General features: G+C 70.0%; 25 protein-coding genes. 12 read left to right on the top strand and 13 right to left on the bottom strand.

Features of this window, described 5'->3' with window-relative positions; genetic code table 11:
- Positions 1–448: 448 nt before the first annotated feature.
- From OG878_RS12300 to OG878_RS42260, 3 genes are all read right to left on the bottom strand, one after another.
- Positions 449–814: a nuclear transport factor 2 family protein gene (locus OG878_RS12300; RefSeq protein ID WP_328886839.1), complete on the bottom strand. Its 366-nt coding sequence runs from the start codon at positions 812–814 to the stop codon at positions 449–451.
- A 133-nt stretch (positions 815–947) separates the two neighbouring features.
- The gene (locus OG878_RS12295; RefSeq protein ID WP_328891217.1) at positions 948–1,175 is read right to left on the bottom strand and encodes a hypothetical protein; all 228 of its coding nucleotides are present in this window, start codon (positions 1,173–1,175) and stop codon (positions 948–950) included.
- A gap of 26 nt (positions 1,176–1,201) precedes the next feature.
- The gene (locus OG878_RS42260) at positions 1,202–1,495 is read right to left on the bottom strand and encodes a DUF6233 domain-containing protein (RefSeq protein WP_443049097.1); all 294 of its coding nucleotides are present in this window, start codon (positions 1,493–1,495) and stop codon (positions 1,202–1,204) included.
- 269 nt (positions 1,496–1,764) lie between these two features.
- Here OG878_RS42260 and rlmN point away from each other — a divergent pair, with 269 nt between their 5' ends.
- From rlmN to OG878_RS12270, 5 genes are all read left to right on the top strand, one after another.
- Positions 1,765–2,871, top strand: coding sequence for a 23S rRNA (adenine(2503)-C(2))-methyltransferase RlmN (gene rlmN, locus OG878_RS12290; RefSeq protein ID WP_328886838.1), 1,107 nt, complete (start codon positions 1,765–1,767; stop codon positions 2,869–2,871).
- Between the two features lie 227 nt (positions 2,872–3,098).
- Positions 3,099–4,220 carry a thiamine ABC transporter substrate-binding protein gene (locus OG878_RS12285; RefSeq protein WP_328886837.1) on the top strand — a complete coding sequence of 374 codons (1,122 nt, stop codon included), beginning with the start codon at positions 3,099–3,101 and terminating at the stop codon, positions 4,218–4,220.
- Between the two features lie 131 nt (positions 4,221–4,351).
- Positions 4,352–5,965: an ABC transporter permease gene (locus OG878_RS12280; protein WP_328891216.1), complete on the top strand. Its 1,614-nt coding sequence runs from the start codon at positions 4,352–4,354 to the stop codon at positions 5,963–5,965.
- Positions 5,966–5,987: 22 nt separating this feature from the next.
- Positions 5,988–7,013 (top strand): ABC transporter ATP-binding protein, encoded by a 1,026-nt coding sequence (locus OG878_RS12275; protein WP_328886836.1) that lies wholly within the window; start codon positions 5,988–5,990, stop codon positions 7,011–7,013.
- A gap of 139 nt (positions 7,014–7,152) precedes the next feature.
- Positions 7,153–7,605 (top strand): SRPBCC family protein, encoded by a 453-nt coding sequence (locus OG878_RS12270; RefSeq protein ID WP_328886835.1) that lies wholly within the window; start codon positions 7,153–7,155, stop codon positions 7,603–7,605.
- 29 nt (positions 7,606–7,634) lie between these two features.
- Here OG878_RS12270 and OG878_RS12265 read toward each other — a convergent pair whose 3' ends face one another.
- The 5 genes from OG878_RS12265 to OG878_RS12245 form a co-directional block, all read right to left on the bottom strand.
- A complete protein-coding gene (locus OG878_RS12265; protein WP_328886834.1) occupies positions 7,635–8,756 on the bottom strand; it encodes an LOG family protein in 1,122 nt (373 codons plus the stop codon).
- A gap of 74 nt (positions 8,757–8,830) precedes the next feature.
- The gene (locus OG878_RS12260) at positions 8,831–10,141 is read right to left on the bottom strand and encodes a hypothetical protein (protein ID WP_443049096.1); all 1,311 of its coding nucleotides are present in this window, start codon (positions 10,139–10,141) and stop codon (positions 8,831–8,833) included.
- Positions 10,123–10,860: an ABC transporter ATP-binding protein gene (locus tag OG878_RS12255; protein WP_328886833.1), complete on the bottom strand. Its 738-nt coding sequence runs from the start codon at positions 10,858–10,860 to the stop codon at positions 10,123–10,125. Before OG878_RS12255 ends, OG878_RS12260 begins: the two co-directional genes overlap by 19 nt.
- 278 nt (positions 10,861–11,138) lie before the next feature.
- Positions 11,139–12,518 carry an aspartate aminotransferase family protein gene (locus tag OG878_RS12250; protein WP_328886832.1) on the bottom strand — a complete coding sequence of 460 codons (1,380 nt, stop codon included), beginning with the start codon at positions 12,516–12,518 and terminating at the stop codon, positions 11,139–11,141.
- Positions 12,503–12,991 carry an Lrp/AsnC family transcriptional regulator gene (locus tag OG878_RS12245; RefSeq protein ID WP_328886831.1) on the bottom strand — a complete coding sequence of 163 codons (489 nt, stop codon included), beginning with the start codon at positions 12,989–12,991 and terminating at the stop codon, positions 12,503–12,505. Before OG878_RS12245 ends, OG878_RS12250 begins: the two co-directional genes overlap by 16 nt.
- A 178-nt stretch (positions 12,992–13,169) precedes the next feature.
- On the opposite strand from OG878_RS12245, the gene OG878_RS12240 reads away from it, so the two are divergent.
- The gene (locus OG878_RS12240) at positions 13,170–14,609 is read left to right on the top strand and encodes a gamma-aminobutyraldehyde dehydrogenase (protein ID WP_328886830.1); all 1,440 of its coding nucleotides are present in this window, start codon (positions 13,170–13,172) and stop codon (positions 14,607–14,609) included.
- A 184-nt stretch (positions 14,610–14,793) separates the two neighbouring features.
- Positions 14,794–15,957, top strand: coding sequence for a polyamine ABC transporter substrate-binding protein (locus OG878_RS12235; protein WP_328886829.1), 1,164 nt, complete (start codon positions 14,794–14,796; stop codon positions 15,955–15,957).
- A 216-nt stretch (positions 15,958–16,173) separates the two neighbouring features.
- Here the strand turns inward: OG878_RS12235 and OG878_RS12230 are convergent, their stop codons facing one another.
- Positions 16,174–17,469 (bottom strand): MFS transporter, encoded by a 1,296-nt coding sequence (locus OG878_RS12230; protein ID WP_328886828.1) that lies wholly within the window; start codon positions 17,467–17,469, stop codon positions 16,174–16,176.
- Positions 17,466–18,005 carry an ArsR/SmtB family transcription factor gene (locus OG878_RS12225; protein WP_328886827.1) on the bottom strand — a complete coding sequence of 180 codons (540 nt, stop codon included), beginning with the start codon at positions 18,003–18,005 and terminating at the stop codon, positions 17,466–17,468. Before OG878_RS12225 ends, OG878_RS12230 begins: the two co-directional genes overlap by 4 nt.
- Before the next feature lie 28 nt (positions 18,006–18,033).
- On the opposite strand from OG878_RS12225, the gene OG878_RS12220 reads away from it, so the two are divergent.
- Genes OG878_RS12220 through OG878_RS12210 form a run of 3 tightly spaced genes read left to right on the top strand, consistent with a single transcriptional unit; the run spans position 18,034 to position 19,142 of the window.
- On the top strand, positions 18,034–18,297 hold the full coding sequence (locus OG878_RS12220; protein ID WP_328886826.1) for a hypothetical protein: 264 nt from the start codon (positions 18,034–18,036) through the stop codon (positions 18,295–18,297).
- A complete protein-coding gene (locus OG878_RS12215; RefSeq protein ID WP_328891214.1) occupies positions 18,294–18,575 on the top strand; it encodes a DUF6308 family protein in 282 nt (93 codons plus the stop codon). Before OG878_RS12220 ends, OG878_RS12215 begins: the two co-directional genes overlap by 4 nt.
- Positions 18,576–18,596: 21 nt before the next feature.
- Positions 18,597–19,142 carry a hypothetical protein gene (locus OG878_RS12210; RefSeq protein ID WP_328886825.1) on the top strand — a complete coding sequence of 182 codons (546 nt, stop codon included), beginning with the start codon at positions 18,597–18,599 and terminating at the stop codon, positions 19,140–19,142.
- Between the two features lie 13 nt (positions 19,143–19,155).
- Here OG878_RS12210 and OG878_RS12205 read toward each other — a convergent pair whose 3' ends face one another.
- Positions 19,156–19,860 carry a glycerophosphodiester phosphodiesterase gene (locus tag OG878_RS12205; protein ID WP_328886824.1) on the bottom strand — a complete coding sequence of 235 codons (705 nt, stop codon included), beginning with the start codon at positions 19,858–19,860 and terminating at the stop codon, positions 19,156–19,158.
- 22 nt (positions 19,861–19,882) lie between these two features.
- Positions 19,883–20,917 (bottom strand): adenosine deaminase, encoded by a 1,035-nt coding sequence (locus tag OG878_RS12200; protein ID WP_328886823.1) that lies wholly within the window; start codon positions 20,915–20,917, stop codon positions 19,883–19,885.
- A 133-nt stretch (positions 20,918–21,050) separates the two neighbouring features.
- Between OG878_RS12200 and OG878_RS12195 the strand changes: the two genes are divergently transcribed.
- Entirely contained in the window at positions 21,051–21,743 is a 693-nt protein-coding gene (locus OG878_RS12195; protein ID WP_328886822.1) for a DUF4190 domain-containing protein, read from the top strand.
- A 63-nt stretch (positions 21,744–21,806) separates the two neighbouring features.
- On the opposite strand, the gene OG878_RS12190 is transcribed toward OG878_RS12195, so the two are convergent.
- Positions 21,807–22,373: an NADAR family protein gene (locus OG878_RS12190; protein WP_443049251.1), complete on the bottom strand. Its 567-nt coding sequence runs from the start codon at positions 22,371–22,373 to the stop codon at positions 21,807–21,809.
- Between the two features lie 215 nt (positions 22,374–22,588).
- Here OG878_RS12190 and OG878_RS12185 point away from each other — a divergent pair, with 215 nt between their 5' ends.
- Positions 22,589–24,103: a gamma-aminobutyraldehyde dehydrogenase gene (locus OG878_RS12185; protein WP_328886820.1), complete on the top strand. Its 1,515-nt coding sequence runs from the start codon at positions 22,589–22,591 to the stop codon at positions 24,101–24,103.

Here is a 24,103-nt window from a genome sequence, read left to right as displayed (position 1 = left end):
CGGCCGGGCCGTCCGGGGGCCCTCACAGGGCCCCCGACGACGACCGGTGAGGACCGGGGCCCGGCCCGTCTACCCTTCACCCCCGGTGAGCCGGCAGGGGCCTCTGCTACCACGGCGTGTCTGGCGACGCTGGATGAACCATGCCCAAGCCCGGAGAGTTCAGCCGGGAACGGGGCACACCTGGCGCTTGACCTCTGTGTTTCCCGTGGCCCGGCCTTCACTCCATGTCGCTCGGGCCGTCATCGCTCTCACTGTCGCGCTGGCAGAGGCTGTTCACGGCATTTCGGGTGCAGCTCTCACTGCTCGGCATCAGGCGTGTGTACACCCGGCGAGTGAAGCCGGGATCTGTGTGGCCGAGGCAGCCACTCAGGTCCTTGATGTGCTCCCCGGCGTCCGGGCTGGTGTGCCGCCTGATCCGAACGAAGGCCCCAGCGGACGGGCGGGCGGGTCAGTTTGCGGGCGTCTCGCCGTACGCGCCGAAGCCCGCCACCACCAGGCCGTCCCGGAAGGTCAGCACCTCACTCACCCTGCCGCCGATCTGGTTGAGGTAGTCGATCACGAGTGCGTCGACGCTCGCCCGTACGTCCATCACCTCGAACTTCAGGTCGGGGATCCGCTTGAGCCCCGCAGCCCAGTACGCACGCAGGGCGGCTTTGCCGTGCACGGTGCCGGCCGGGTCGCCCGTCAGCCGGGCGATCATGGGCGAACTGAAGGTCACGTCGTCGTGGTAGTGCGCGAGAATGCGGTCCAGGTCGTGGGAGTTCCAGTCGTCCTGCCACTGCGCGGCGAAGCGACGGGCGAAGTCGAGATTCATACGGATCATGATGCGGCAGAGCGATGATGGACGCGTGTACTTTGAACCCATTACCTGGGAGCGGCCGGCCCGCACCTCTCCGCGTGGTGAGACGCTTCCTCGCTGGTCCTGGCCGGGCCGAACTGCGACAAGATCACGGTAGTTGGCGAGAGGTTGTGCCGTACTCATGTGGGTGGCCGCCCTGCCATTGCACCCATCGGGGATCGTCCAGCATGTCACCGGCGTCCGGCAGGCCGGCGCGGCGCAGGAATTCGACCACGTCGTCGTCGTTGCGAGCGAGGCCCGCGGTCCGGGCGCGGATCGTCACTCGCCGGCCGCCCGTTCCGGCTGCTCGGTGCACGACGATCGGTGCGCCGCTCAGGTCCTCAGGTGCTGGTGCCTCGCGACTCACAGCACTCGCAGCTCTCTGTCGGGTCGGCAGTACGGGCAAGCCGTGGTGCCGTCGTCCGGCAGTGCACGTGGCGCTCGGTCTCTGGTCATCGTCCATGGTCTCCTTCCGCCCATGCCGCAGTGGCCTGTGTGGACGGCGTCGGCGTGCGCCCCGCCACCCGTGCGCGGGGCAGGGAGCTTCCACGCGGGTGCCGACGGGGGCCGGGTGCGTGCAGCGCGGGCGGCTGCGGCTTCATGTTCCTCCAGCTCGGCGAGGGTGCGACCGGTTCGCCCAGTGGGTACGCCTGCCACTCGCGCACGATGCGCAGACGATCCGGACGAGAGAGGTTTTCGGACACATATTCGATTCTAGGTGGTGGCGAGCCGCTGCGCGCACATCCTGTCCATCGTGCAATCGGTCACTGTCCCGACCGTGTGGCTGGGCCGTCTCCGGGCCGCCAAAGGGCCGCCGACGTCGACTCATGGCGACCGATGGCGACCCGGCCCGTCCGCCCCCCCCACCCCTCCTGAACGGGTGAAGGCCTCTACTACCACGGCGTGTCTGCAACACTGGAGGAACCATGCCTAAGCCCGGAGAACTCACTTTCGTCGCGCCCCGCGGAGCCAAGAAGCCGCCGCGGCACCTCGCCGACCTCACGCCCGCCGAGCGCAAGGAAGCCGTCGCCGCGATCGGCGAGAAGCCGTTCCGCGCGCAGCAGCTGTCGCAGCACTACTTCGCGCGGTACGCGCACGACCCGGCTGAGTGGACCAACATCCCGGCCGGTTCGCGGGACAAGCTCGCCGAGGCGATGTTCCCCGATCTGATGTCCGTGGTCCGGCACATCAGCTGCGACGACGACACCACCCGTAAGACGCTGTGGAAGCTGCATGACGGGACGCTGGTCGAGTCCGTCCTCATGCGCTATCCGGAGCGGGTGACCATGTGCATCTCGTCGCAGGCGGGGTGCGGGATGAACTGTCCGTTCTGTGCGACGGGGCAGGCCGGTCTGGACCGCAATCTGTCCACCGCCGAGATCGTCCACCAGATCGTGGACGGCATGCGCGCGCTGCGTGACGGAGAGGTGCCGGGCGGGCCCGCGCGGCTCTCCAACATCGTCTTCATGGGCATGGGTGAGCCCCTCGCCAATTACAAGCGGGTGGTCGGCGCGATCCGCCGGCTGACCGATCCCGAGCCGGACGGCCTGGGTCTCTCGCAGCGCGGGATCACCGTCTCCACCGTGGGCCTGGTGCCGGCCATGCTGCGCTTCGCCGACGAGGGCTTCAAGTGCCGTCTCGCGGTCTCGCTGCACGCGCCGGACGACGAGCTCCGCGACACCCTCGTGCCGGTGAACACGCGCTGGAAGGTGCGCGAGGTGCTGGATGCGGCGTGGGAGTACGCGGAGAAGTCCGGCCGCCGGATCTCCATCGAGTACGCGCTGATCCGCGACATCAACGACCAGGCCTGGCGAGGCGACCTGCTCGGCCGGCTCCTCAAGAGCAGGCGCGTGCATGTCAACCTGATCCCGCTGAACCCCACGCCCGGCTCGAAGTGGACCGCTTCGCGGCCCGAGGACGAGAAGGCGTTCGTCGAGGCGATCGCCGCCCACGGGGTGCCCGTGACCGTGCGGGACACCCGCGGCCAGGAGATCGACGGGGCTTGCGGGCAGCTGGCGGCATCGGAGCGCTGAGGCCGGGTCGGCCCGTGTAATCTGGGCCGATATCAATTTCATATTCCGACAGGGGAGCGCCACAGCGCTGAGAGTGCGGTACCGGCAGGCCGGCCGCAGACCCTCTGAACCTCGCCCGGGTCATTCCGGGTAGGAAGTTCGGTCATCAACTCATGCTGTTGCGCCCTGCCCGCCTTCCGGCGGGCAGGGCCGCGTCTCTTCCTGGTCAAACCCAGGAGGAATACACGATGAGCACCAATCGCACCAGGCCCACGACCAGGCAGCTCGCGGCGGCCGCCGTCGCCGCCGCGCTCGGCGTCACGGCACTCGCCGGCTGCGGCGGTTCCGACGACTCGGCCTCCGGGGCCGGCGGCACGAAGGGCTCCGGATCCAAGACCGTGACCATGGTCAGCCATGACTCCTTCAGTGCCTCCAAGGACGTACTGAAGGCGTTCACCGAGGAAACCGGCTACACCGTCAAGGTCCTCAAGAGCGGGGACGCCGGAGCCGCCCTCAACCAGGAGATCCTGACCAAGGGTTCCCCGCGCGGCGATGTGTTCTTCGGCGTCGACAACACGCTGCTCTCCCGCGCGCTCGACAACGGCCTGTTCACTCCGTACGAGGCGAAGGGCAGCGACCGGGTCGCGGCCGGCACGCAGCTGGACGCCGCCAAGCACCGGGTGACCCCGATCGATACCGGCGACATCTGCATCAACTACGACAAGGCGTACTTCGCCGACAAGAAGCTTGCGCCGCCGCAGTCCTTCGACGACCTGGCGAAGCCCGCGTACAAGAACCTCCTCGTCACCGAGAACGCCGCGACCTCGTCGCCCGGACTCGGATTCCTCCTCGGCACCGTCGCCACCTATGGCGAGAACGGCTACCAGGACTACTGGAAGAAGCTGAAGAGCAACGGCGTCAAGGTCGTCGACGGCTGGGAGCAGGCGTACAACGAGGAGTTCTCCGGCTCCGCGGGCGGCAGGAAGGCCAAGGCCGACCGGCCGCTCGTCGTGTCGTACGCCTCCAGCCCGCCGGCCGAGGTCCTGTACGCGGAGCCGCAGCCGTCCGAGGCTCCGACCGCGGTCGCGACCGGGACCTGCTTCCGGCAGATCGAGTTCGCGGGGCTGCTGAACGGCGCGAAGAACGAGGCGGGCGGCAAGGCCCTGCTGGACTTCCTGATCAGCAAGAAGTTCCAGGAGGACATGCCGCTCAACATGTTCGTGAACCCGGTCACCGAGGATGCGAAGCTGCCCGAGGTCTTCACGAAGTTCGGCGCGACGGTCGACGCGCCGACGACCGTGGCCCCCGACACCATCGCCAAGAACCGTGAGCAGTGGGTCCAGTCGTGGTCCTCGCTCGTAGTGAAGTAGCGAAGACGCCGGTACCCGCGACGGCGCCGGTTACCGCTCCGGGCGCGCGCGGGAAGGGTGCGCGTCCCCGGAGCGGCGCGAGTGCCGCGCGCGCCGGGGCTCGGCGGGGGAGCGCGGTGCGGCTCGGTCTGATGGCCGTGCCCGTCGTGTTCTTCGCGCTGTTCTTCGCCTACCCCGTCGTCGCGATCGTCGGCCGCGGCCTGAAGAGCGACGGTGTCTGGCAGTTCGGCCGGATCGGCCAGGTGCTGACCCGGCCGGACATCCTCGACGTCCTCTGGTTCACCAGCTGGCAGGCGTTCGCCTCGACCGCGCTGACCCTGCTGATCGCGCTGCCCGGCGCCTATGTGTTCGCCCGTTTCGACTTCCCCGGCAAACAGTTGCTGAGGGCGGTCGTCACCGTGCCGTTCGTCCTGCCGACCGTCGTCGTGGGTACCGCGTTCCTGGCGCTGCTGGGCCGTGGCGGCTTCCTCGACGAACTCGCGGGCGTACGGCTCGACACCACCGTGTGGGCGATTCTGCTCGCGCATGTCTTCTTCAACTACGCGGTGGTCGTACGGACCGTCGGCGGGCTGTGGTCGCAGCTCGACCCGCGGCAGGAGGAGGCCGCGCGGGTGCTGGGCGCCGGTCGGTTCGCGGCGTGGCGGCGGGTGACGCTGCCGGCCCTCGCGCCCGCCGTGGCCGCCGCAGCGCTGATGGTCTTCCTCTTCACGTTCACCTCCTTCGGGGTCGTGCAGATCCTGGGCGGTCCGGGGTACTCCACGCTGGAGGTGGAGATCTACCGGCAGACCGCCCAGTTGCTCGACCTCCCGACGGCCGCCGTGCTGACGCTGGTGCAGTTCGCCGCGGTCGGCGCGATCCTGGCCGTACATGCGTGGACGGTGCGGCGCAGGGAGACGGCGCTGAGGCTGGTCGACCCCGTGCAGACCGCCCGCAGGCCGCGCGGCGCCGGGCAGTGGGCGCTGCTCGGCGGGGTTCTGCTCACCGTGCTGGTGCTGATCCTGCTGCCCCTCGGTGTGCTGGTGGAGCGTTCGCTGGACGCACCAGGCGGCCACGGGTTCGACTACTACCGGGCCCTGCAGTCCGTGGATGCGAGCGGCGGCACCTTCCTGGTGGCGCCGCTCGAAGCGATCGGGAACTCACTGCAGTACGCCGTGGTCGCGACCGTGATCGCGCTGGTCGTCGGCGGGCTCGCGGCGGCGGCGCTGACCAGGCGGGCCGGGCGGCTCGTACGGGGCTTCGACGCGCTGCTGATGCTGCCGCTCGGGGTGTCCGCGGTCACCGTCGGCTTCGGCTTCCTGATCACGCTGGACAGGCCGCCGCTGGATCTGCGGACCTCCTGGATCCTGGTGCCGCTGGCCCAGGCGCTGGTCGGTGTGCCGTTCGTCGTACGCACGATGCTGCCGGTGCTGCGGGCGGTGGACGGCCGGCTGCGCGAGGCGGCGGCGGTGCTCGGGGCGTCACCGCTGCGGGCCTGGCGCGAGGTCGATCTGCCGTTGGTGCGGCGGGCGCTGCTGGTTGCCGCGGGCTTCGCGTTCGCCGTGTCGCTCGGCGAGTTCGGGGCGACGGTGTTCATCGCACGGCCCGACAACCCGACGCTGCCGGTCGCCGTGGCCCGGCTGCTGGGGCGGTCCGGGGAACTCAACTACGGCCAGGCGATGGCCCTCAGCACGATTCTGATGCTGGTGTGCGCGGCATCGCTGCTGCTGCTCGAACGTATCCGCCCGGACCGGTCCGGGGAGTTCTGACGATGCCCGGGGTGTTCTGGACATGCTGACACTTGAAGCCGCCACGGTCCTCTTCGGGGAGCGGGCGGCGCTCGACGCGGTGGATCTGCAGGTGGCCGACCACGAGATCGTCTGTGTGCTGGGGCCGAGCGGCAGCGGCAAGTCGACGCTGCTGCGGGTGGTCGCCGGACTGCACCCGCCGGACGGCGGCCGGGTGCTGCTCGACGGCGTCGACCAGTCCGGGGTTCCCGTGCACCGGCGCGGCCTGGGGCTGATGTTCCAGGACCATCAGCTGTTCCCGCACCGGGACGTCGGCGCCAACGTCGCCTTCGGACTGCGCATGCACGGCGTGAACCGCGGCGACCAGGACGGCAGGGTCACCGAACTCCTCGACCTGGTGGGCCTGCCCGGCGCCGAACGGCGGGCGGTCGCCGCGCTGTCCGGCGGCGAGCAGCAGCGCGTCGCCCTCGCGCGGGCGCTCGCCCCGCGACCGAAGCTGCTGATGCTCGACGAACCGCTCGGCCAGCTCGACCGCAGCCTGCGCGAACGTCTGGTGGTCGAACTGCGCACGCTTTTCACCCGGTTGGGTACGACGGTGCTCGCCGTCACCCACGACCAGGGCGAGGCGTTCGCCCTCGCCGACCGGGTCGTCGTGATGCGTGACGGGCGCATCGCCCAGGTGGGTACCCCGCTGGAGGTCTGGCAGCGCCCCGCATCCGCGTTCGTCGCGCGGTTCCTCGGTTTCGACAATGTGGTGGACGCGACGGTCACGGGCGCTGCCGCGGCCACGGCGTGGGGCAGGGTCCCGGTGCCGGACGGGTCGCCGCAGGGCCCGTGCGCTCTGCTGGTGCGTCCGGCGGGCGTACGGATCGGCGCCCCGGCGGACGGCCTGCGCTGCACGGTCGGCGCCCGCACCTTCCGGGGCAACCATGTCGCCGTGACCCTGCACCCCGGGGCGGGCCCGGTCCTGGAGGCGGAGTGCCCGCTGCGGGACACGCCTCAGCAGGGCGCGGCGGTGGGCGTGACGTTCGACGCCTCGGAGACGGTGGTCCTGCCCGCCGCCGGCTGAACACGCGCGGTCGCCCGGCGCCGCGGGCGACGCCGCGGAGAGGCCGGACCGCCACAGTGGTCCGGTATGAGCTGTTTTGCCGGTTTTGGGGAACATCTCATCCGGAAGATCCGTACCGACTCCGCAAAGGACAGCGACCATGACTGGAACGGCACGCGAGGGCATCGACATCACCCGCGTCCTCGACGCCCCGCGGGAACGCGTCTTCGGGGCCTGGACGACCCCCGAGCACTTCGCCGCCTGGTACGGCGGCGACGCCGAGGTACCGCTCGACCGGGTGGCGATGGACGTACGGCCCGGCGGCGAGTGGAGCCTGGTCATCGTGGTGCCGGGCACCGAGATGCCGTTCCACGGTGTCTACCGCGAGGTGGTCGCGCCGGAACGGCTGGTCTTCACGCTGAAGGACGCCGGCGCGCCCGCCGACATCGAGGGCGAGATCGTCACCGTCACCTTTGCCGACCACGGCCGCAAGGCCACCGAGATGGTCTTCCAGCAGCGCGGAGGCAACCTCACGGCCGAGCAGTATGCGGCGGCGGAGGACGGCTGGGAGGCGTTCTTCGACGCGCTGGAGAACCGGCTCGCGGCGGTCTGACGCCGTCGGCATGATGTGGGAGCGGGGCCTTACGGGGCGGACAGCCGGGCGAGTGCCTCGGGGGCTTCGTCCACCGTGTCGACGAGTGCGATCCGGGAACCCATCGGCCGGCCTTCGGCGAGTGCCCTGAGCAGCGGCCAGGTGGGCAGTTCGTCCGTCCAGTGGGCGATGCCGACCAGCACCATCGGCGTCGGCGCGCCGCGTGAGCCGTAGTAGTTCGGCGTCGCGTTGTCGAAGATCTCCTGTACGGTTCCGGCGGCGCCCGGCAGGAAGATCACGCCCGCCCCGGACCGGGCGAGCAGCCCGTCCTCGCGGAGCGCGTTGGTGAAGTACTTGGCGATGTGGTCCGCGAACGGGTTCGGCGGTTCATGACCGTAGAACCAGGTGGGGATCGAGACCGACCCGCCGCCGTCCGGCCACCGCTCCCGCACGGCGAAGGCGGTCCGCGCCCAGTCGGTGACCGATGGGGTGAACGACGGTACGGCCGCCAGGAGTTCGCAGGCCTTGTCCAGCATCGGATCGGGATGCGGAGCCGCGTACGCGCCGAGGTTCGCCGCCTCCATCGCGCCCGGGCCACCACCGGTGGCCACCGTCAGTCCACTGCGCGTCAGCGTTCTGCCCAGCCGGGCCGCGGCCGCGTACGCGGGGTTGCCGCGGGCCGTTGTGTGACCGCCCATCACCCCGACCACCCGGGCCCCGGTGAGAAGTTCGTCCAGTGCGTCGGAGACCGCGTCGTCGTGGAGCGCCCGCAGCATCGAGGCGAAGGTGTCGCCGTTCGCCCGGGTCCGCTGGAACCAGTGGTAGGCGCGGGCGTCGGGCGTCGCCTCGTAGCCCCCGGCCGCGAGCCCCTCGTAGAGCGCATCGGGGGAGTAGAGCAGCCCGCGGTACGGGTCGAAGGGCAGCCCCGGCACGGGCGGGAAGACGAACGCCCCCTCGGCCCGCACCTTCGCCACCGCGTCGGGCGTCAACCGGCAACCGAGGAAGACGGCGCCGGACGTGTCGGCGGCGAGCAGCGCGGCGCTGCGGTCCGTCAGGTCGACGGACTGGACACGATGTCCGGTGAGCGGTCCCGAGGCGACCGCGGCGTCGAATTCGGCGAGCGACTCGATCTCGATGCCGGGTGCGGGAATGCTGTCGTCCGGGTTGTCCATCCCGTCATGCTACGTACCCGGCCGGCCTGCACGGTGGAGTCCGTGCGGGCGCATTCCCCGTCTGGTCAGCGCCCTCAGCCCGTCAGCGGAAGCGCGGCGAGCTCCGCGATCAGCCAGGTCAGTGGGGCGAAGACGACCAGCAGCGCCACCGCGCGCAGGGCCGTGGCCGCACGCAGTGTCGTGGCAGGCGCGCCGAGCCGCCGCAGCGCCTGCGCCGTCTGCGCCCGGGCCTGCTTCGCCTCCAGCGCCGAGGCCAGCAGGGTGGCCGCCGTGCAGCCCAGGACCAGCACCGCGCCCAGAGCGGTGAGCGGACCGAAGGGGCGCGGTCCCGTCCCGTACAGCGCGTACGCGGCGATCACCGCGGAGAGCACCGCGCAGACCACGCCGAGCGGACGGCCGATCCTGCTCGCCTCCGTCATCAGCATCCTGCCGGCCAGCAGGCGTACGACTCCGGGGCGCACCGACTGCAGTGCCCGCCCGCACAGATGGGTCAGACCGGGGCCGGCCATGGCCAGGCCGATCGCCGTCAGCGTCCAGCCGGCCAGCACGGCGGCCGGGGTGGAGTCGAACCTGCCGGGCAGCGGGAACGGGTTGCCCGGGGTGGTGCGGCTCGTGTACGCCTCGACCGCGAGACCCACTGCGGTCAGCGCGACGCCCCAGGGCAGCCCCGTCGGGGGCGCGGCGGGAGCGGGAATCGCCGGTTCGACGCAGTCGCCGACGTCGGGGTTGCCGGTGTTGTCGGTGACATCCGCCTCCGCCGTGTCCTCGGCCTCGCCCACGGCGGTGGCTTCGCCCGCGCCGGCGGCTTCGCCCGCGCCGGCGGCTTCGCCCGCGAAGGCGGCCCGGCCGGCGCCCGTGGCCGCCTTGGTGCGGCTCGCCGACCGCGCAAGGAACGCCACCGCGCACGTCGTCGCCGCGGTGACCGGCACCAGCGCCAGCAGGACGAGCGCGGCGGCCACCGGCAACGGTGCTCCCGCGCCGACCAGGTGGGTAGCCGCACCGTCGAACGGCAGCCCGGTCAGGTCGCCGCGCAGATGCAGGAAGACGAGCAGCGCCACCATCGACCCGAGGGTGCAGGACACGGCGGTGGAGAGGGCGGCCACCATGCTGAGCCGGACCGGGCCGAGACCGACGGCGGACAGCGCCGAACGCGGACGCGTGGCGGGATCCGTACGGGCCACCGCGACCGCGAACTGCACGGTGGCGGCCAGCGGTACGAAGCACCACAGCAGCCGCAGTACCGCGGTGGTCGAGTACGCGGGATGCGTCGACGCGTACATCAGGGTGCACAGCAGAAGGAAGCCGACCCCGGCGGAGGCGGCCGCGACCAGCAGCCGCCGCATCAGGACCAGCGGGTGGCCGCGGGTCAGACGGAGAGCGAGCACGCCGCGCGGCCTTCCGTATCGGACACGGAGGGCAGGGCGACGGTGGTGACGCGACGGCCGTCCAACAGCGAGACCGCACGGTCGGCGAGCGAGGCGACCTCCGCGTCATGGGTGGCGAGCACGATCGTGATGCCGTGCGAGCGAGCCGCGCTCGTCAGGGTCCGCAGCACATGGGTGCGGTCGGTGCGGTGCAGTGTCGCGGTCGGCTCGTCGGCGAAGATCACCGTGGGTGATCCGGCCAGCGCACGGGCCACGGCGACCCGCTGGCGCTGCCCCTGGGGCAGGGTGTGAGGCCGCTTCTTGGCGCACATGCCGATGTCGAGCCGCTCCAGCCACTCCATGGCGGCCTTCCTCGCGACCCGGTGGGGGGTTCCGCGGAGCAGCAGGGGCAGCGCCGTGTTCTCCCAGGTGTTCAGCTCGGGTACGAGCTGGGGTTCCGACGCGATCCAGCCGAACCGGTCCCGGCGCAGCCGCTCGCGCAGCCGGGGGCCCATGGTGTGGACCGGGACACTGTTGAACCAGACCTCGCCCTGCTGGGGCACCAGTTGACCGGAGAGGCAGTGCAGAAGAGTTGTCTTGCCACTGGCCCGCGGTCCGGTCACTGCGAGGATCTCGCCGTCGCGGACCTCCAGGGAGATCCCGCCGAGCGCGGGCGAGCCGCTGTGGGTGTGGTGCAGGGAACGCGCCCAGATCACATCGTTGTCCGGCGGAGCCACCATGGCGTACACCTCGGTTCAGATCAGAATTCCCGTCCCCTGTACGGGGGAACGAAGAGGGGGCCGATCGGTCACTCGGCACCGTAAGGATGTGAACCACGGCGGGACGGCAGCACGCGGCCCGGGTGCGCTCCATCCCACTCGAATGGGCGCATCCGGGCCGCGTGAACCGTATGAAATGACTGCTGGAAGCAGTCCGGGCGGTGATCCGGCCGTGGTCAATCGGTCGGTCGATCCGTGGTCGACCGGCCGATCGGCCCACAGGCCGGATCACGGCCGGGTCAGAGCTTCGTCCAGGCCTCCGTCAGAACGGACCGCAGGATGGACTCGATCTCGTCGAACGTCGACTGGTCGGAGATCAGCGGCGGGGCGAGCTGGACGACCGGGTCACCGCGGTCGTCGGCCCGGCAGTACAGACCGTTCTCGTACAGCGCCTTGGAGAGGAAGCCGTACAGGACGCGCTCGGTCTCCTCGTCGGTGAAGGTCTCCTTGGTGGCCTTGTCCTTCACCAGCTCGATGCCGTAGAAGAAGCCGTTGCCGCGGACGTCGCCGACGATCGGCAGGTCGTGCAGCTTCTGCAGCGTGCTGAAGAACGCGTTCTCGTTGTCGAGGACGTGCTGGTTGAGGCCCTCGCGCTCGAAGATGTCGAGGTTGGCGAGGCCGACTGCCGCGGAGACCGGGTGGCCGCCGAAGGTGTAGCCGTGCAGGAAGGTGTTGCCACCCTCGTAGAACGGCTCGGCGATGCGGTCCGAGACGATGCAGGCGCCGATCGGGGAGTAGCCCGAGGTCATGCCCTTGGCGCAGGTGATCATGTCCGGCACGTAGCCGAACTTGTCGCAGGCGAACATCGTGCCGAGGCGGCCGAAGGCGCAGATGACCTCGTCGGAGACGAGCAGCACGTCGTACTTGTCGCAGATCTCGCGCACGCGTTGGAAGTACCCGGGCGGCGGCGGGAAGCAGCCGCCGGCGTTCTGCACCGGCTCGAGGAAGACCGCGGCGACCGTGTCCGGTCCCTCGAAGAGGATCTCCTGCTCGATCTGGTCGGCGGCCCAGCGGCCGAAGGCCTCCGGGTCGTCGCCGTGGATCGGGGCGCGGTAGATGTTGGTGTTCGGCACCTTGTGCGCGCCGGGGACCAGCGGCTCGAACGGGGCCTTCAGGGCCGGCAGACCGGTGATCGACAGGGCGCCCTGCGGGGTGCCGTGGTAGGCGACTGCGCGGGAGATGACCTTGTACTTGGTCGGCTTGCCCTTGAGCTTGAAGTACTGCTTGGCGAGCTTCCAGGCGGTTTCGACGGCTTCGCCGCCACCGGTGGTGAAGAAGACCTTGTTGAGGTCGCCCGGCGCGTAGTCCGCGAGGCGCTCGGCGAGCTCGACGGCCTTCGGGTGGGCGTAGGACCAGACCGGGAAGAAGCCCAGTTCCTGACCCTGCTTGTAGGCCGCTTCGGCGAGCTCATGACGGCCGTGACCGGCGTTGACCACGAACAGCCCGGACAGGCCGTCGAGGTAGCGCTTGCCCTGGTCGTCGTAGATGTAGGTGCCCTCGCCACGCACGATGGTGGGAACGGGCGCGTTCTCGTAGTCCGACATGCGGGTGAAGTGCATCCACAGGTGGTCGTACGCGGTTCGGCTGAGGTCCTTGCTCACGGCTATCGGGTTCCCCACATATAGGTCTGCTTCTTGAGCTTCAGATAGACGAAGCTCTCGGTGGAGCGCACTCCGGGGATGGCCCGGATGCGTTTGTTGATCGTTTCCAGCAGGTGGTCGTCGTCCTCGCAGACGATCTCCACCATCAGGTCGAAGGAGCCCGCGGTCATCACCACGTACTCGCACTCGGCCATGGCCGACAGCGCCTCCGCGACGGGATCGAGATCGCCTTCGACATTGATGCCGACCATCGCCTGGCGCCGGAACCCCACGGTGAGCGGGTCGGTGACGGCGACGATCTGCATCACGCCCTGGTCGAGCAGCTTCTGAACGCGCTGCCGTACGGCCGCTTCGGAGAGGCCGACAGCCTTGCCGATCGCGGCGTACGGACGACGCCCGTCCTCCTGGAGCTGCTCGATGATTGCGAGGGAGACGGCATCGACCGCTGATGATCCGTTCCCGGTCCTGGAGTCTGCGCTGCGACTGGCCACGGGGCCACTCTGCACCGGGAGTCGTCTGTCTGGCAACCCTGAATCAATGAAATTCGTTGTTTCCAGGACTGGATATCACTGAATCCGAAGTTCACGGCGGTTGGGTATGTCGAAAGCGTTACCCCTGCGACTAGGCTGGACATCTCACCCATTGGATGTGTCGACAGGAGGGGTGGTTGTGACCACCGAGGTGCGCCGTCTGCGCAACTACATCAACGGAGAGTTCCGGGACGCCGCGGACGGGCGGACCATCGACGTGGTCAACCCGGTGACGGAAGAGGTCTACGCGACCTCGCCGCTCTCCGGGCAGGCCGATGTCGATGCCGCCATGGCCGCCGCCGCCGCCGCTTTCCCCGCCTGGCGCGACAGCACGCCGGCCGAGCGCCAGAAGGCCCTGCTGAAGATCGCGGATGCGTTCGAGGCGCGTGCCGAGGACCTGATCGCCGCGGAGTCCGAGAACACCGGCAAGCCGCTCGAGCTGACCCGCACCGAAGAGATCCCGCCGATGGTGGACCAGATCCGCTTCTTCGCGGGTGCGGCCCGGATGCTCGAGGGCCGCTCCGCCGGTGAGTACATGGAGGGGATGACCTCCATCATCCGCCGCGAGCCGGTCGGCGTCTGCGCGCAGGTCGCGCCGTGGAACTATCCGATGATGATGGCGGTCTGGAAGTTCGCCCCGGCGCTCGCCGCGGGCAACACCGTCGTCATCAAGCCCTCCGACACCACTCCGGCGTCGACCGTGCTGATCGCCGAGATCATCGGCGAGATCCTCCCCAAGGGCGTCTTCAACGTCATCTGCGGCGACCGCGAGACCGGCCGTGCGATGGTCGAGCACCCGACCCCGGCGATGGCCTCCATCACCGGTTCGGTACGCGCCGGCATGCAGGTCGCCGAGTCCGCCTCCAAGGACGTCAAGCGCGTCCACCTGGAGCTCGGCGGCAAGGCCCCGGTCGTCGTCTTCGAGGACAGCGACATCGCCAAGGCCGTCGAGGGCATCTCCGTAGCGGGCTTCTTCAACGCCGGCCAGGACTGCACGGCCGCGACCCGCGTGCTCGTCCACGAGTCGATCCACGACGAGTTCGTCACCGCGCTCGCCAAGGCCGCCGCCGACACGAAGACCGGCCTGCCGGACGACGAGGACGTGCTGTACGGCCCGCTCAACAACGCCAACCAGCTGAAGCAGGTCAGCGGCTTCATCGAGCGGCTCCCCGCCCACGCCAAGGTCGAGGCGGGCGGCCACCGGGTCGGCGACAAGGGCTACTTCTACGCCCCGACCGTCGTCTCCGGCCTGCGCCAGGACGACGAGATCATCCAGAACGAGGTCTTCGGCCCGGTCATCACCGTCCAGTCCTTCACGGACGAGACACAGGCCGTCGCGTACGCCAACGGCGTCGAGTTCGCCCTCGCCTCCTCGGTGTGGACGAAGGACCACGCCCGCGCGATGCGGATGTCCAAGAGCCTGGACTTCGGCTGCGTGTGGATCAACACGCACATCCCGCTCGTCGCCGAGATGCCGCACGGCGGATTCAAGAAGTCCGGCTACGGCAAGGACCTCTCCGCGTACGGCTTCGAGGACTACACGCGCATCAAGCACGTCATGACGTCGCTCGGCGACTGATCCGACATGCGTGTGGTGACGGCCCCGGGCTCCGGCCCGGGGCCGTTTCCGTGCCGGAGCCCGCTTCTGACGCGGTATCGACAGGGTGTGCGGGCGCGGTGCGCGCCGCTGGACGAATGGTCCATTGTCCGCCGCACCCGCCGACCGGCATCCTGCGCAGGTGCGAGCGATCCCGAGGAACCCCATGTCCCGCCGGTCCCTGCTGCGCGCCTTCGGTGCCGGTACGGCCGGTGCCGCGCTGGCCGGCTGCGGAGTGCCCGCTGCGTACGTGCAGCCCGGTGACCGCGCCGGGCGCGACTTCTCCGCCACCGACCACACGCTGCACTTCGCCAACTGGCCGCTGTACATCGACACCGACGACGAGGATGAGTCACGGCGGCCCACCCTCGACGCGTTCACCGAACGCACCGGGATCTCCGTCACGTACACCGAGGAGATCAACGACAACGACGAGTTCTTCGGGAAGGTCAGCCCGGCGCTGATGAACCATCAGCAGACCGGCCGGGATCTGATCGTCATCAGCGACTGGATGGCCGCCCGGTTCGTGCGGCTGGGCTGGGTGCAGGAGATGGACCGGGCCGCGCAGCCCAACGTCGCCAAGTACCTGGACCCGCAGCTGCGTTCGCCCGCCTTCGACGAGGGCCGGACACACAGCGTCCCCTGGCAGTCCGGGATCACCGGCATCGCGTACAACCGCAGGAAGCTCGGCCGCGAGGTCAAGCACACGAGCGATCTCTGGGCGGCCGACCTGCGAGGGAAGGTGACTCTGCTGTCCGGGCTCGACGAGGCCTTCGCCCTGCTCATGCAGGGCAACGGCGTCGACATCACCCGCTGGACGCGGGACGACTTCCACACGACGTGCGACCAGGTGGAGAAGCTGGTGAGGAAGAAGCACATCCGCCGCTTCACCGGCAACGACTACATCAAGGACCTGTCGACCGGCGATGTGCTCGCCTGCCAGGCCTACTCGGGCGATGTCATCCAGCTCCAGGCGGACAACCCGGAGATCGAGTTCGTGGTGCCCGAGGAGGGGGCCGAGCTCTGGGCGGAATCGCTCATGATCCCCAACCTCGCCCGCCACAAGCGCAATGCCGAGAAACTGATCGACCACTACTACGAGCCCGAGGTCGCCGCGGAGCTCGCTGCCTGGGTCAACTACGTCTGCCCCGTCCCGGCCGCGCGTGAGGTGCTGGCGTCCGCCAAGGACGAGGAGACCGCCGCCCTCGCCGAGGATCCGCTGATCTTCCCCGACGACGCGATGCGCCGGCGGCTGGCGATCGCCCGCGACATCACGTCCGAGGAGCGCACCGAGTTCGCCAAGAAATGGAACGCCGTGGTCGGCCTCTGAGGCGCGTGGAAGGGTGGTGCGACCAGCCGCATGTCCCTCGCAGGCGCCGCTGTTTCACGAGCGACCGCCGTGGGCCTCGCCCTCAGCTTCTTCCCGCTCCCGTTGTGCTTCGCCCTCTTGAGCCTCCGGCAGCGGGCGGAGCGGTGGTGCCGGCACGACGGCGACCCGCTGGTCGACCCGCACCCCGAAATTTTCGTGACACCTTTCGCGAAAGCGTCACAGCGATTCGGGTGCATCCTCCCGGACGGGATCGTCGGATGCCGGACGACCTGGACCACTGGTCGGGGCAGCGCTACGCAGTGCCGCGTCGACCCGGCGGTTGCTGGTCATGGTTGCCGTGACGGTGGTCATGGTGAGGAGGAGGCCGGCGGCGGTGTAGAGCGGGGTGCGTATGTCGTATGTGGTGGCCAGCCAGCCGCCGAGGAAGGCGCCGAACGGGGCGGCGCACATGGCGAGCATGCGGGAGGTGGAGGCGACCCGGCCCATCAGATGGGCCGGGACGATCGCCTGCCGGAGGGAGGGTCCGAGCACCATCGTGGCGCCCATGCCGGCCCCGCAGACCGCGAGCGCGAGCCCGGCCACGTACGGATTCGGGGCGGCGGCAAGCCCCAGGATGGCAAGCCCTTCGACTGCGGCCGTGCAGGTCAGCGCGGTGCCGGTGCCGAGTCGTCGACCGAGGAAGGAGGCGATGCCCGCGCCGAGCAGGCCGCCGGTGGCCTCCGCCGTGAGGAGCAGGCCGAAGCCGAAGGTGTCGATGCCGAGACGATCGTGCGCGAAGAGGGCGAGTACGGTCTCCACGGCGAGGAAGGCGATGTTCCCGACCGCCGGACGCAGCGCGAGCCCGAGCAGCAACTGATCCCGGAATACGTACGAGGCGCCGGCCCGCGCCTGCCGCAGCAGCGACTCACGGGCCTGCGGTACGGGCCGGGGTGCGGTGGGCAGCGACCGTACGAGCAGGGCGGAGAGCGCGAACGACACCGCGTCGGCGAGCAGCGGAACCGCCCGTCCGAGCGCGAGCAGTGCACTGCCGGCGGGCGGCCCCGCGAAGCCGGACGCGGCGGTCTGGGTGCCGCGCAGGCGGGAGTTGGCGCGTTCCAGGAGCGCGGGGTCGCGGCCGAGCAGATCCGGCAGATAGGCCGTGGCGGCAGTGTCGAAGAAGAGTCCGCCGAGGCCGAGCAGGAAGGCGACGGCCGCGAGCAGTGGAATGCTCAGCACGTCGAGCGCGGCCGCTGCCGCCGGTATCGCGAGCAGCACCGCCCGCGCCGCGTCCGTGACCCACATCGTGCGCCGGCGGTCCCAGCGGTCCACCAGCGCACCGCCGAGCACCCCGAAGAGCAGCCACGGCAGCGTCCCGGCGGCCGTGACGACGGCGAGTGCCATCGGATCCCGCGTCAACGTCAACGCGAGCAGCGGCAGCGCGGCATGGGTCACCCCGTCACCGAGCGAGGACACTGTCTGCGCGGTCCACAGCCGTCCGAACCCGGTCGGCAACTTCCGAACGTCTGAGGTCACTTGGCGTCCCCTTCGGCCTGCTCGCGCGGTGCCGGGTGGAACAGTGCGAAGACGAGTGACGCGTCCGGCAGCGACGGATCGGACAGCTCCCGGTACTCGTCCGCCAGTGCCTGCAGCCGCGCCCCCAGCTCCGCGAACTGCTCCCCGGTGAGCCGCAGATGCGCCATCCGTACGTGCCGCTCGCTCTCCGCCGGTGCCGCCTCCAGGTCAGCCACCGCATGCCGCATCAGCACATCCGGCCCTCCCGCGCCCGGATCCGGCAGCACGATCGCCTGCGCGGCCATTGCGTAGTACCGCTCGGTGACCCCCCGGACCTTCCGCGTCCGTACCACCTTCACCAGGCCGGCCCGCTCGAGCAGCCGCACGTGATAGCTGGAACTCCCCTTCGCCAGGCCCACCCGCTCGGCGATCTGCGTGATCGTCGCGGGCTCGAAGCGGAGCACGGCCATGATCCGGTGACGCGTGAGATTGGAGACAGCGCGTAGCTGCTCGTCAGTGGTGACGTGGAACGTCTCGGGAGGATCGTCGGTAGGCATGCCCCCAATGGTCAACGATTATTGACCATTGAGCAAGAGGATTTCCGTACGGTCTGAACTCGTTCTCCGCCAGTCCCGAGGCTTCACGCCCGGTGGTGAGCTCCACGCATGGGGACTGTTCAGCCGCAACCTCTGGCTCGACGACATGATGGGTGACCTCTACACCGTCCTGGACCTGCTCGCACCCCACGTCGAAGAACCTGGCTACAGCGGGTACTTCCGGGAGGAGTTCGACACCGAGCCAACCGTCTTCACGTTCCGAGACGGCACCTTCGGACCACTGAAACTCTGAATCCAATTCAGTCCCTGAACGCCGAAAGGGTTAAAGAACAAGCTCAGCCCAAGTCCTTCTGGCTCGACCTGCGTGCCGTGCTACGTGTCGACGACTGGGCGCTGCACCACGAGCTGATGGCTGCACGGCAGGCCGCAGACCTTCCCGAGACCGTCAGTGCGCTGCGGGTCTCTGATTCCGTGCCTCCAGCAGCCGAAGCTACTTGGCATCAGCGCAGGTCACGCTCGTTGCCTGAGCAACTAGCGGTCCTGGTCGCAGGCGGAGCAATGAGCGCGTAAACACCGGCGTACGCTGCCGGCATGAGCGAGCGAAGAGCCCTGTTGAGGCGCATACGCGTGTGGGTTGCCGTCTTTGTCGTCTGTCTGGTGCTGAGCGGGCTGACCGCCTTCCCGCTCGTCCATGAACTCCACTGGGCCGAGGACCTGCTGAAGTCCTCGGCCTCGCCCGTGCCCGAGCACTTCCCGGCCCTGATGGAGTGGATCACCCGGGTCCGGACCGGTCTCGACGAGGCTGACGCGTCGTACCCCTTCGTGCTGTACGGCACCGACTGGCTGGCCTTCGCGCATCTCGTGATCGCGGTCGCCTTCTACGGTCCGTACCGCGACCCGGTCCGCAACATCTGGGTCGTCGAGTTCGGCATGATCGCCTGCGCGGGCATCATTCCGCTCGCGCTGATCTGCGGGCCGATCCGGGACATTCCCTTCTGGTGGACGGTCATCGACATGTCGTTCGGTGTCATCGGAGTGATCCCGCTGCTAGTCCTCCGCCGGATGATCAAGCGCCTGGAGACCCTGTCGCGGACACCCGGTCCGGCGACGGACCCGGTGCCGGCCGCAGCCGGCTGACCCGGCGGATCGATCAGGGAGTGCGGCGGGCAGGAGAGGCGGCGAGCAGGCCGCGCAGGGCGTCGACCCGGTTGGTGGTGATCGAGTCGACGCCCTGCTCGATCAGGCGGCGCATGGTGTGCTTGGTGTCGGCAGTCCAGGCGGAGACCAGCAGCCCGTCCCGGTGGACCTGGTCCGTCAGCTCCCGGCTCACCAGACCGAACCGGTAGTTCAGCCAGCGCGGCTTCACCGCGTCCAGCAGCCCGGCACGGGGCGGGGCGAGCGTCGTCCACGTCAGGGCGATCTCGGCGGCCGGATCCGCGGCGCGCACCCGCAGCATTGCCTCGGGGCCCGCGCAGTAGTACGTACGCTCCCCGGCCCCGCACTCGCGGACCACACCGACCGTCCTGCGCACCGAATCGTCCGTGGAGCCGGGCAGATCGACCATCAGGCGGTGCGTTCCGGCGGTGAGCAGCGCATCGCGCAGGGTGGGCACACCGCCCGCGGTCGCCTCGACGAGCTCCTGGTGCGTGAGCCGGTCCAGCCTTCGGTCGTCACCCCACAAACGCTCCAGAGTGGCGTCGTGCAGCAGGACCGGCACTCCGTCGCGGGTGACCCGCACGTCCACCTCGACCGCGTCCGCCCCGCGTTCGATGGCGGAGCGGATCGACGGAAGGGTGTTCTCGCGGACACGGTACGGATCGCCGCGGTGAGCCACGGCGGTGACAGAGGTGGCCATGGGGCCATTGTCACCGCCCCCGTCACCGGGCGGTGCGCTCCAGCCAGTTCGTCGTGTACGTGTCGATCTCGGCGGCCAGCGTCCGCTTGCCGGCCGGGTCGAGGTACGACGCCTCCACCGCGTTCTTCGCGAGTGCGGCGAGCCCGTGCTCGTCCATGCCGAGGAGACGGGCCGCCACCCCGTACTCGTTGTTGAGGTCCGTCCCGAACATCGGCGGGTCGTCGCTGTTGATGGTGACCAGCACGCCGGCGTCCACCATCTCCTTGATCGGGTGGAGGTCGAGGTCGGTCACCGCGCGGGTCGCGATGTTCGAGGTCGGGCAGACCTCCAGCGGAATCCGGTGCTCGGCGAGGTGGTCGAGGAGACGCTGGTCCCGGGTGGCGCTGGTGCCGTGGCCGATGCGTTCGGCGCGCAGGTCGTTCAGGGCGTCCCAGATGGTCTGTGGGCCCGTCGTCTCCCCGGCGTGCGGGACGGAGTGCAGTCCTTCGGCGATGGCCCGGTCGAAGTAGGGCTTGAACTGCGGGCGGGGCACGCCGATCTCCGGGCCGCCGAGCCCGAACGCGACGAGTCCCTCGGGCCGCAGGCCGACCGCGAGCCGGGTGGTCTCCTCCGCGGCTTCCAGCCCGGCCTCACCGGGGATGTCGAACGTCCAGCGCAGTACGACCCCGAGCTCGGCCTCGGCGGCCTTGCGGGCGTCCTCGATGGCCTCCATGAAGCCCTGCTCCGGGATGCCGCGCCGGGTCGAGCTGAACGGGGTGACGGTCAGCTCCGCGTACCGGATGTTCTGGCGGGCCATGTCACGGGCGACCTCGAAGGTCAGCAGCCGGACGTCCTCCGGGGTGCGGATCAGGTCCACGACGGAGAGATACACGTCGATGAAGTGGGCGAAGTCGGTGAAGGTGAAGTAGTCGGCCAGCGCCTCGGGGTCGGTGGGGACCTTGGAGTCCGGGTGATGGGCGGCCAGTTCGGCGACGATGCGGGGCGAGGCGGATCCGACATGGTGGACATGCAGTTCGGCCTTGGGCAGCCCCGCGATGAAGGGGTGCAGATCGGTCATCGGATCCTCCGGGACATGCGGTTCGAGCGGCCCGGGCGCGTGGCGGCCGGGTGCGGGACGGGGATCATCGTAGGCCGGTCCCGGGGCTGCAGGAGCGGGCCGTAGCATGACGGGACCACGATGGGGGAGGACCATGTCAGAGAACACAGAGCAGCCGGGGGACGGGGCCGCGCCACGCGATCCATGGGCTCCGCCGGACAGCAGGGTGCCGCTGGAGAAGCCGGCCGGTGACCCGCGCCCGCCTGCCGTGCACGACCAGCAGACCGTCACGTCGATGCCCGCCGCGGCGGGCCCCACGCCCGGGTTCGGCAGCGCACCGGGCACCGGAGAGGGCCAGGCCCCCGGGGACGTGCCCCCGCCGCCGGTCGCCCCGAACGGCCCGGGCCAGGCAGGTCCGCCGCCGGCGGGGCAGTACGGCTACCCGGCCGCACCGTCGGCACCGTACGGCGGCTACCCGGGGTACCCCGGCTACGGCGGTCAGCCCGCATGGGGCGCAGCGCCCTCGAACGGCATGGGCACGGCGGCGATGGTGCTCGGGATCCTGGCCGTCTGCCTGTTCTGCGTGTACGGCATCCCCAGTCTCATCCTGGGCGCGCTCGCGCTGATCTTCGGCATCATCGGCCGCAAGCGGGTCGGACGTGGCGAGGCGGACAACGCCGGCCAGGCGCTGGCCGGGGTCATCCTGGGGTCCATCGGCATAGCCATCGGTGTCGTCATCATCGGAGGACTCATCTGGCTCTTCGCCACGCACATGGACGACTTCAAGGACGACACCTACTACGACGACCCCTACGGGACGTCCCTGGTCGTCGACGACGCGCGATGACATCCCTGGTCCCGGTCGCCGCCCGGTAGCGGCCAGGACGCTCGCGGACTGCGGGGCGGTGGGTCAGACCCCGCCGCCCCGCAGTCCGTTTCCTGTGGTGCGCAGCTCTTCGCGGGCCTCCATCAGCGCGAACCCCAGCAGGTTCAGCCCCCGCCAGCTCGCCGGGTCCTCCGCCCGCGGATCGTCCGCGGCCAGCCCGATGCCCCAGATCCGGTCCACGGGACTGGCCTCGACGAGCACCCGGTCCCCGGTGTTCACCAGGAACTCCCGCAGGCCGGCGTTCTGGCCGAACTTGTGGATGTTGCCCGCCACCACCAGGGCGAACCGTTCCCGCTCCCACACCGCGCCGTCGAAGGCGCGGACCAGCCGGCCCTCCTTCTTCGCCGCCGCGGGGCTGCTCGCGGACACGGCGCGGCGCTCCGCCTCCTCGTCGCCGAAGAGCCGCGCCTTGCCGGCCATCATCCAGTGCTCGGCCGACGCGTACGTCACGCCGTCGACGGTGAACGGCGACGGCCACCACTGGCTGAGACAGCTCGCGCCGATCCGCCCGTCCGGGAGCGGGCGATGCCCCCAGAACCGCAGGTACTTCACCCGCTCACCGCGGCGGGTCCGTGCCACGAGATCGTTCATGTGTTCCATGGCATGCGAGTGTGGCATCCGCCACTGACATTCCGTCCGGGGATTTCCGGGGCGACGCGACACATGGTCGACAGATTCCGTTGCGTAACCAAAAGGCAACAACGGAATCACTTGTTGGGATGGACCTCCTCTGTCAGGATCGGCACTCAATTCGTGCAGAAGCTACGCCGCCCCGGCTGACGGGGACAGCGGCGGAGGAGAGCGTCATGGGCAACGGTTTCCAGGTGCAGGACCGCTTTGCGGACGGCGCCCAGTACATCGACGGAGAACTGCGGTCCGGCACATCGGGACGCAGCCACGCGGTCGTGAACCCGGCGACGGGCGAGACCGTCTACCGGTACGAACTGGCGGGCACCGCCGATGTCGACGCGGCCGTCGCCGCCGCCCGCGCGGCCTTCCCCGGCTGGTCGGGCGCCACACCGGCAGGGCGGTCCGAGGCGATGCACCGTTTCGCCGCCGTACTCGCCGAACAGGCCGACGACTTCGCGTACGCCGAGTCGCTCCAGTGCGGCAAGCCGGTCAAGCTCTCCACCGAGTTCGACGTGCCGGGCACCGTCGACAACACCTCGTTCTTCGCGGGCGCCGCCCGCCACCTGGAGGGCAGGTCCGCCGGTGAGTACGACGGCGACCACACCTCGTACGTGCGCCGCGAGGCGATCGGCGTCGTCGGCTCCATCGCCCCCTGGAACTACCCGCTCCAGATGGCCGCCTGGAAGATCCTCCCGGCGATCGCGGCAGGCAACACGATCGTGCTGAAGCCCGCCGAGATCACCCCGCTGACCTCGCTGATGTTCGCGCAGGCCGCCACCGGGGCCGGCATCCCGGACGGCGTGATCAACATCGTCACCGGCGCGGGCAAGGACGCCGGCGAGCACCTCGTCGGCCACCCGGACGTCGTGATGACCTCCTTCACCGGCTCCACCGCCGTGGGCAAGCGGGTCGCCGAGATCGCCACCGCCACCGTCAAGCGGCTCCACCTCGAACTCGGCGGCAAGGCCCCCTTCCTGGTCTTCGACGACGCCGACCTCGAAGCCGCCGTCAACGGTGCGGTCGCCGGAGCGCTCATCAACACCGGTCAGGACTGCACCGCCGCCACCCGCGCCTATGTCCAGCGCCCGCTCCACGACGCCTTCGTCCGCGGTGTCGCCGAACTGATGGAGACCGTCCGGCTCGGCGACCCCTTCGACCCGTCGACCGACCTCGGCCCGCTGATCAGCCACGCCCAGCGGGACAGGGTCGCCGGATTCGTCGAGCGCGCCCGTGCGTACGCCACGGTCGTCACCGGCGGCGAGGCCCCGGGCGGTGACCTCGAGGACGGCGCCTACTACCGCCCGACGCTGATTGCGGGCGCCGCCCAGGACAGCGAGATCGTCCAGTCGGAGATCTTCGGCCCGGTCCTGGTGGTGCTGCCCTTCGACACCGACGACGAGGGCATCGCGCTCGCCAACGACACCCCCTACGGACTCGCGGCCTCCGCCTGGACCCGCGACCTCTACCGCGCCGGACGCGCCACCCGTGAGATCAAGGCGGGCTGCGTCTGGGTCAACGACCACATTCCGATCATCAGCGAGATGCCGCACGGCGGATACAAGGCCAGCGGCTTCGGCAAGGACATGTCGGCGTACTCCTTCGAGGAGTACACACAGGTCAAGCATGTGATGTACGACAACACCGCGGTAGCCCGCAAGGACTGGCACCGCACGATCTTCGGGGACCGATAG

This window comes from Streptomyces sp. NBC_00316 (assembly GCF_036158715.1).
Taxonomy (GTDB): Bacteria; Actinomycetota; Actinomycetes; order Streptomycetales; family Streptomycetaceae; genus Streptomyces.
This window is presented reverse-complemented; position numbering and strand designations above follow the sequence as displayed.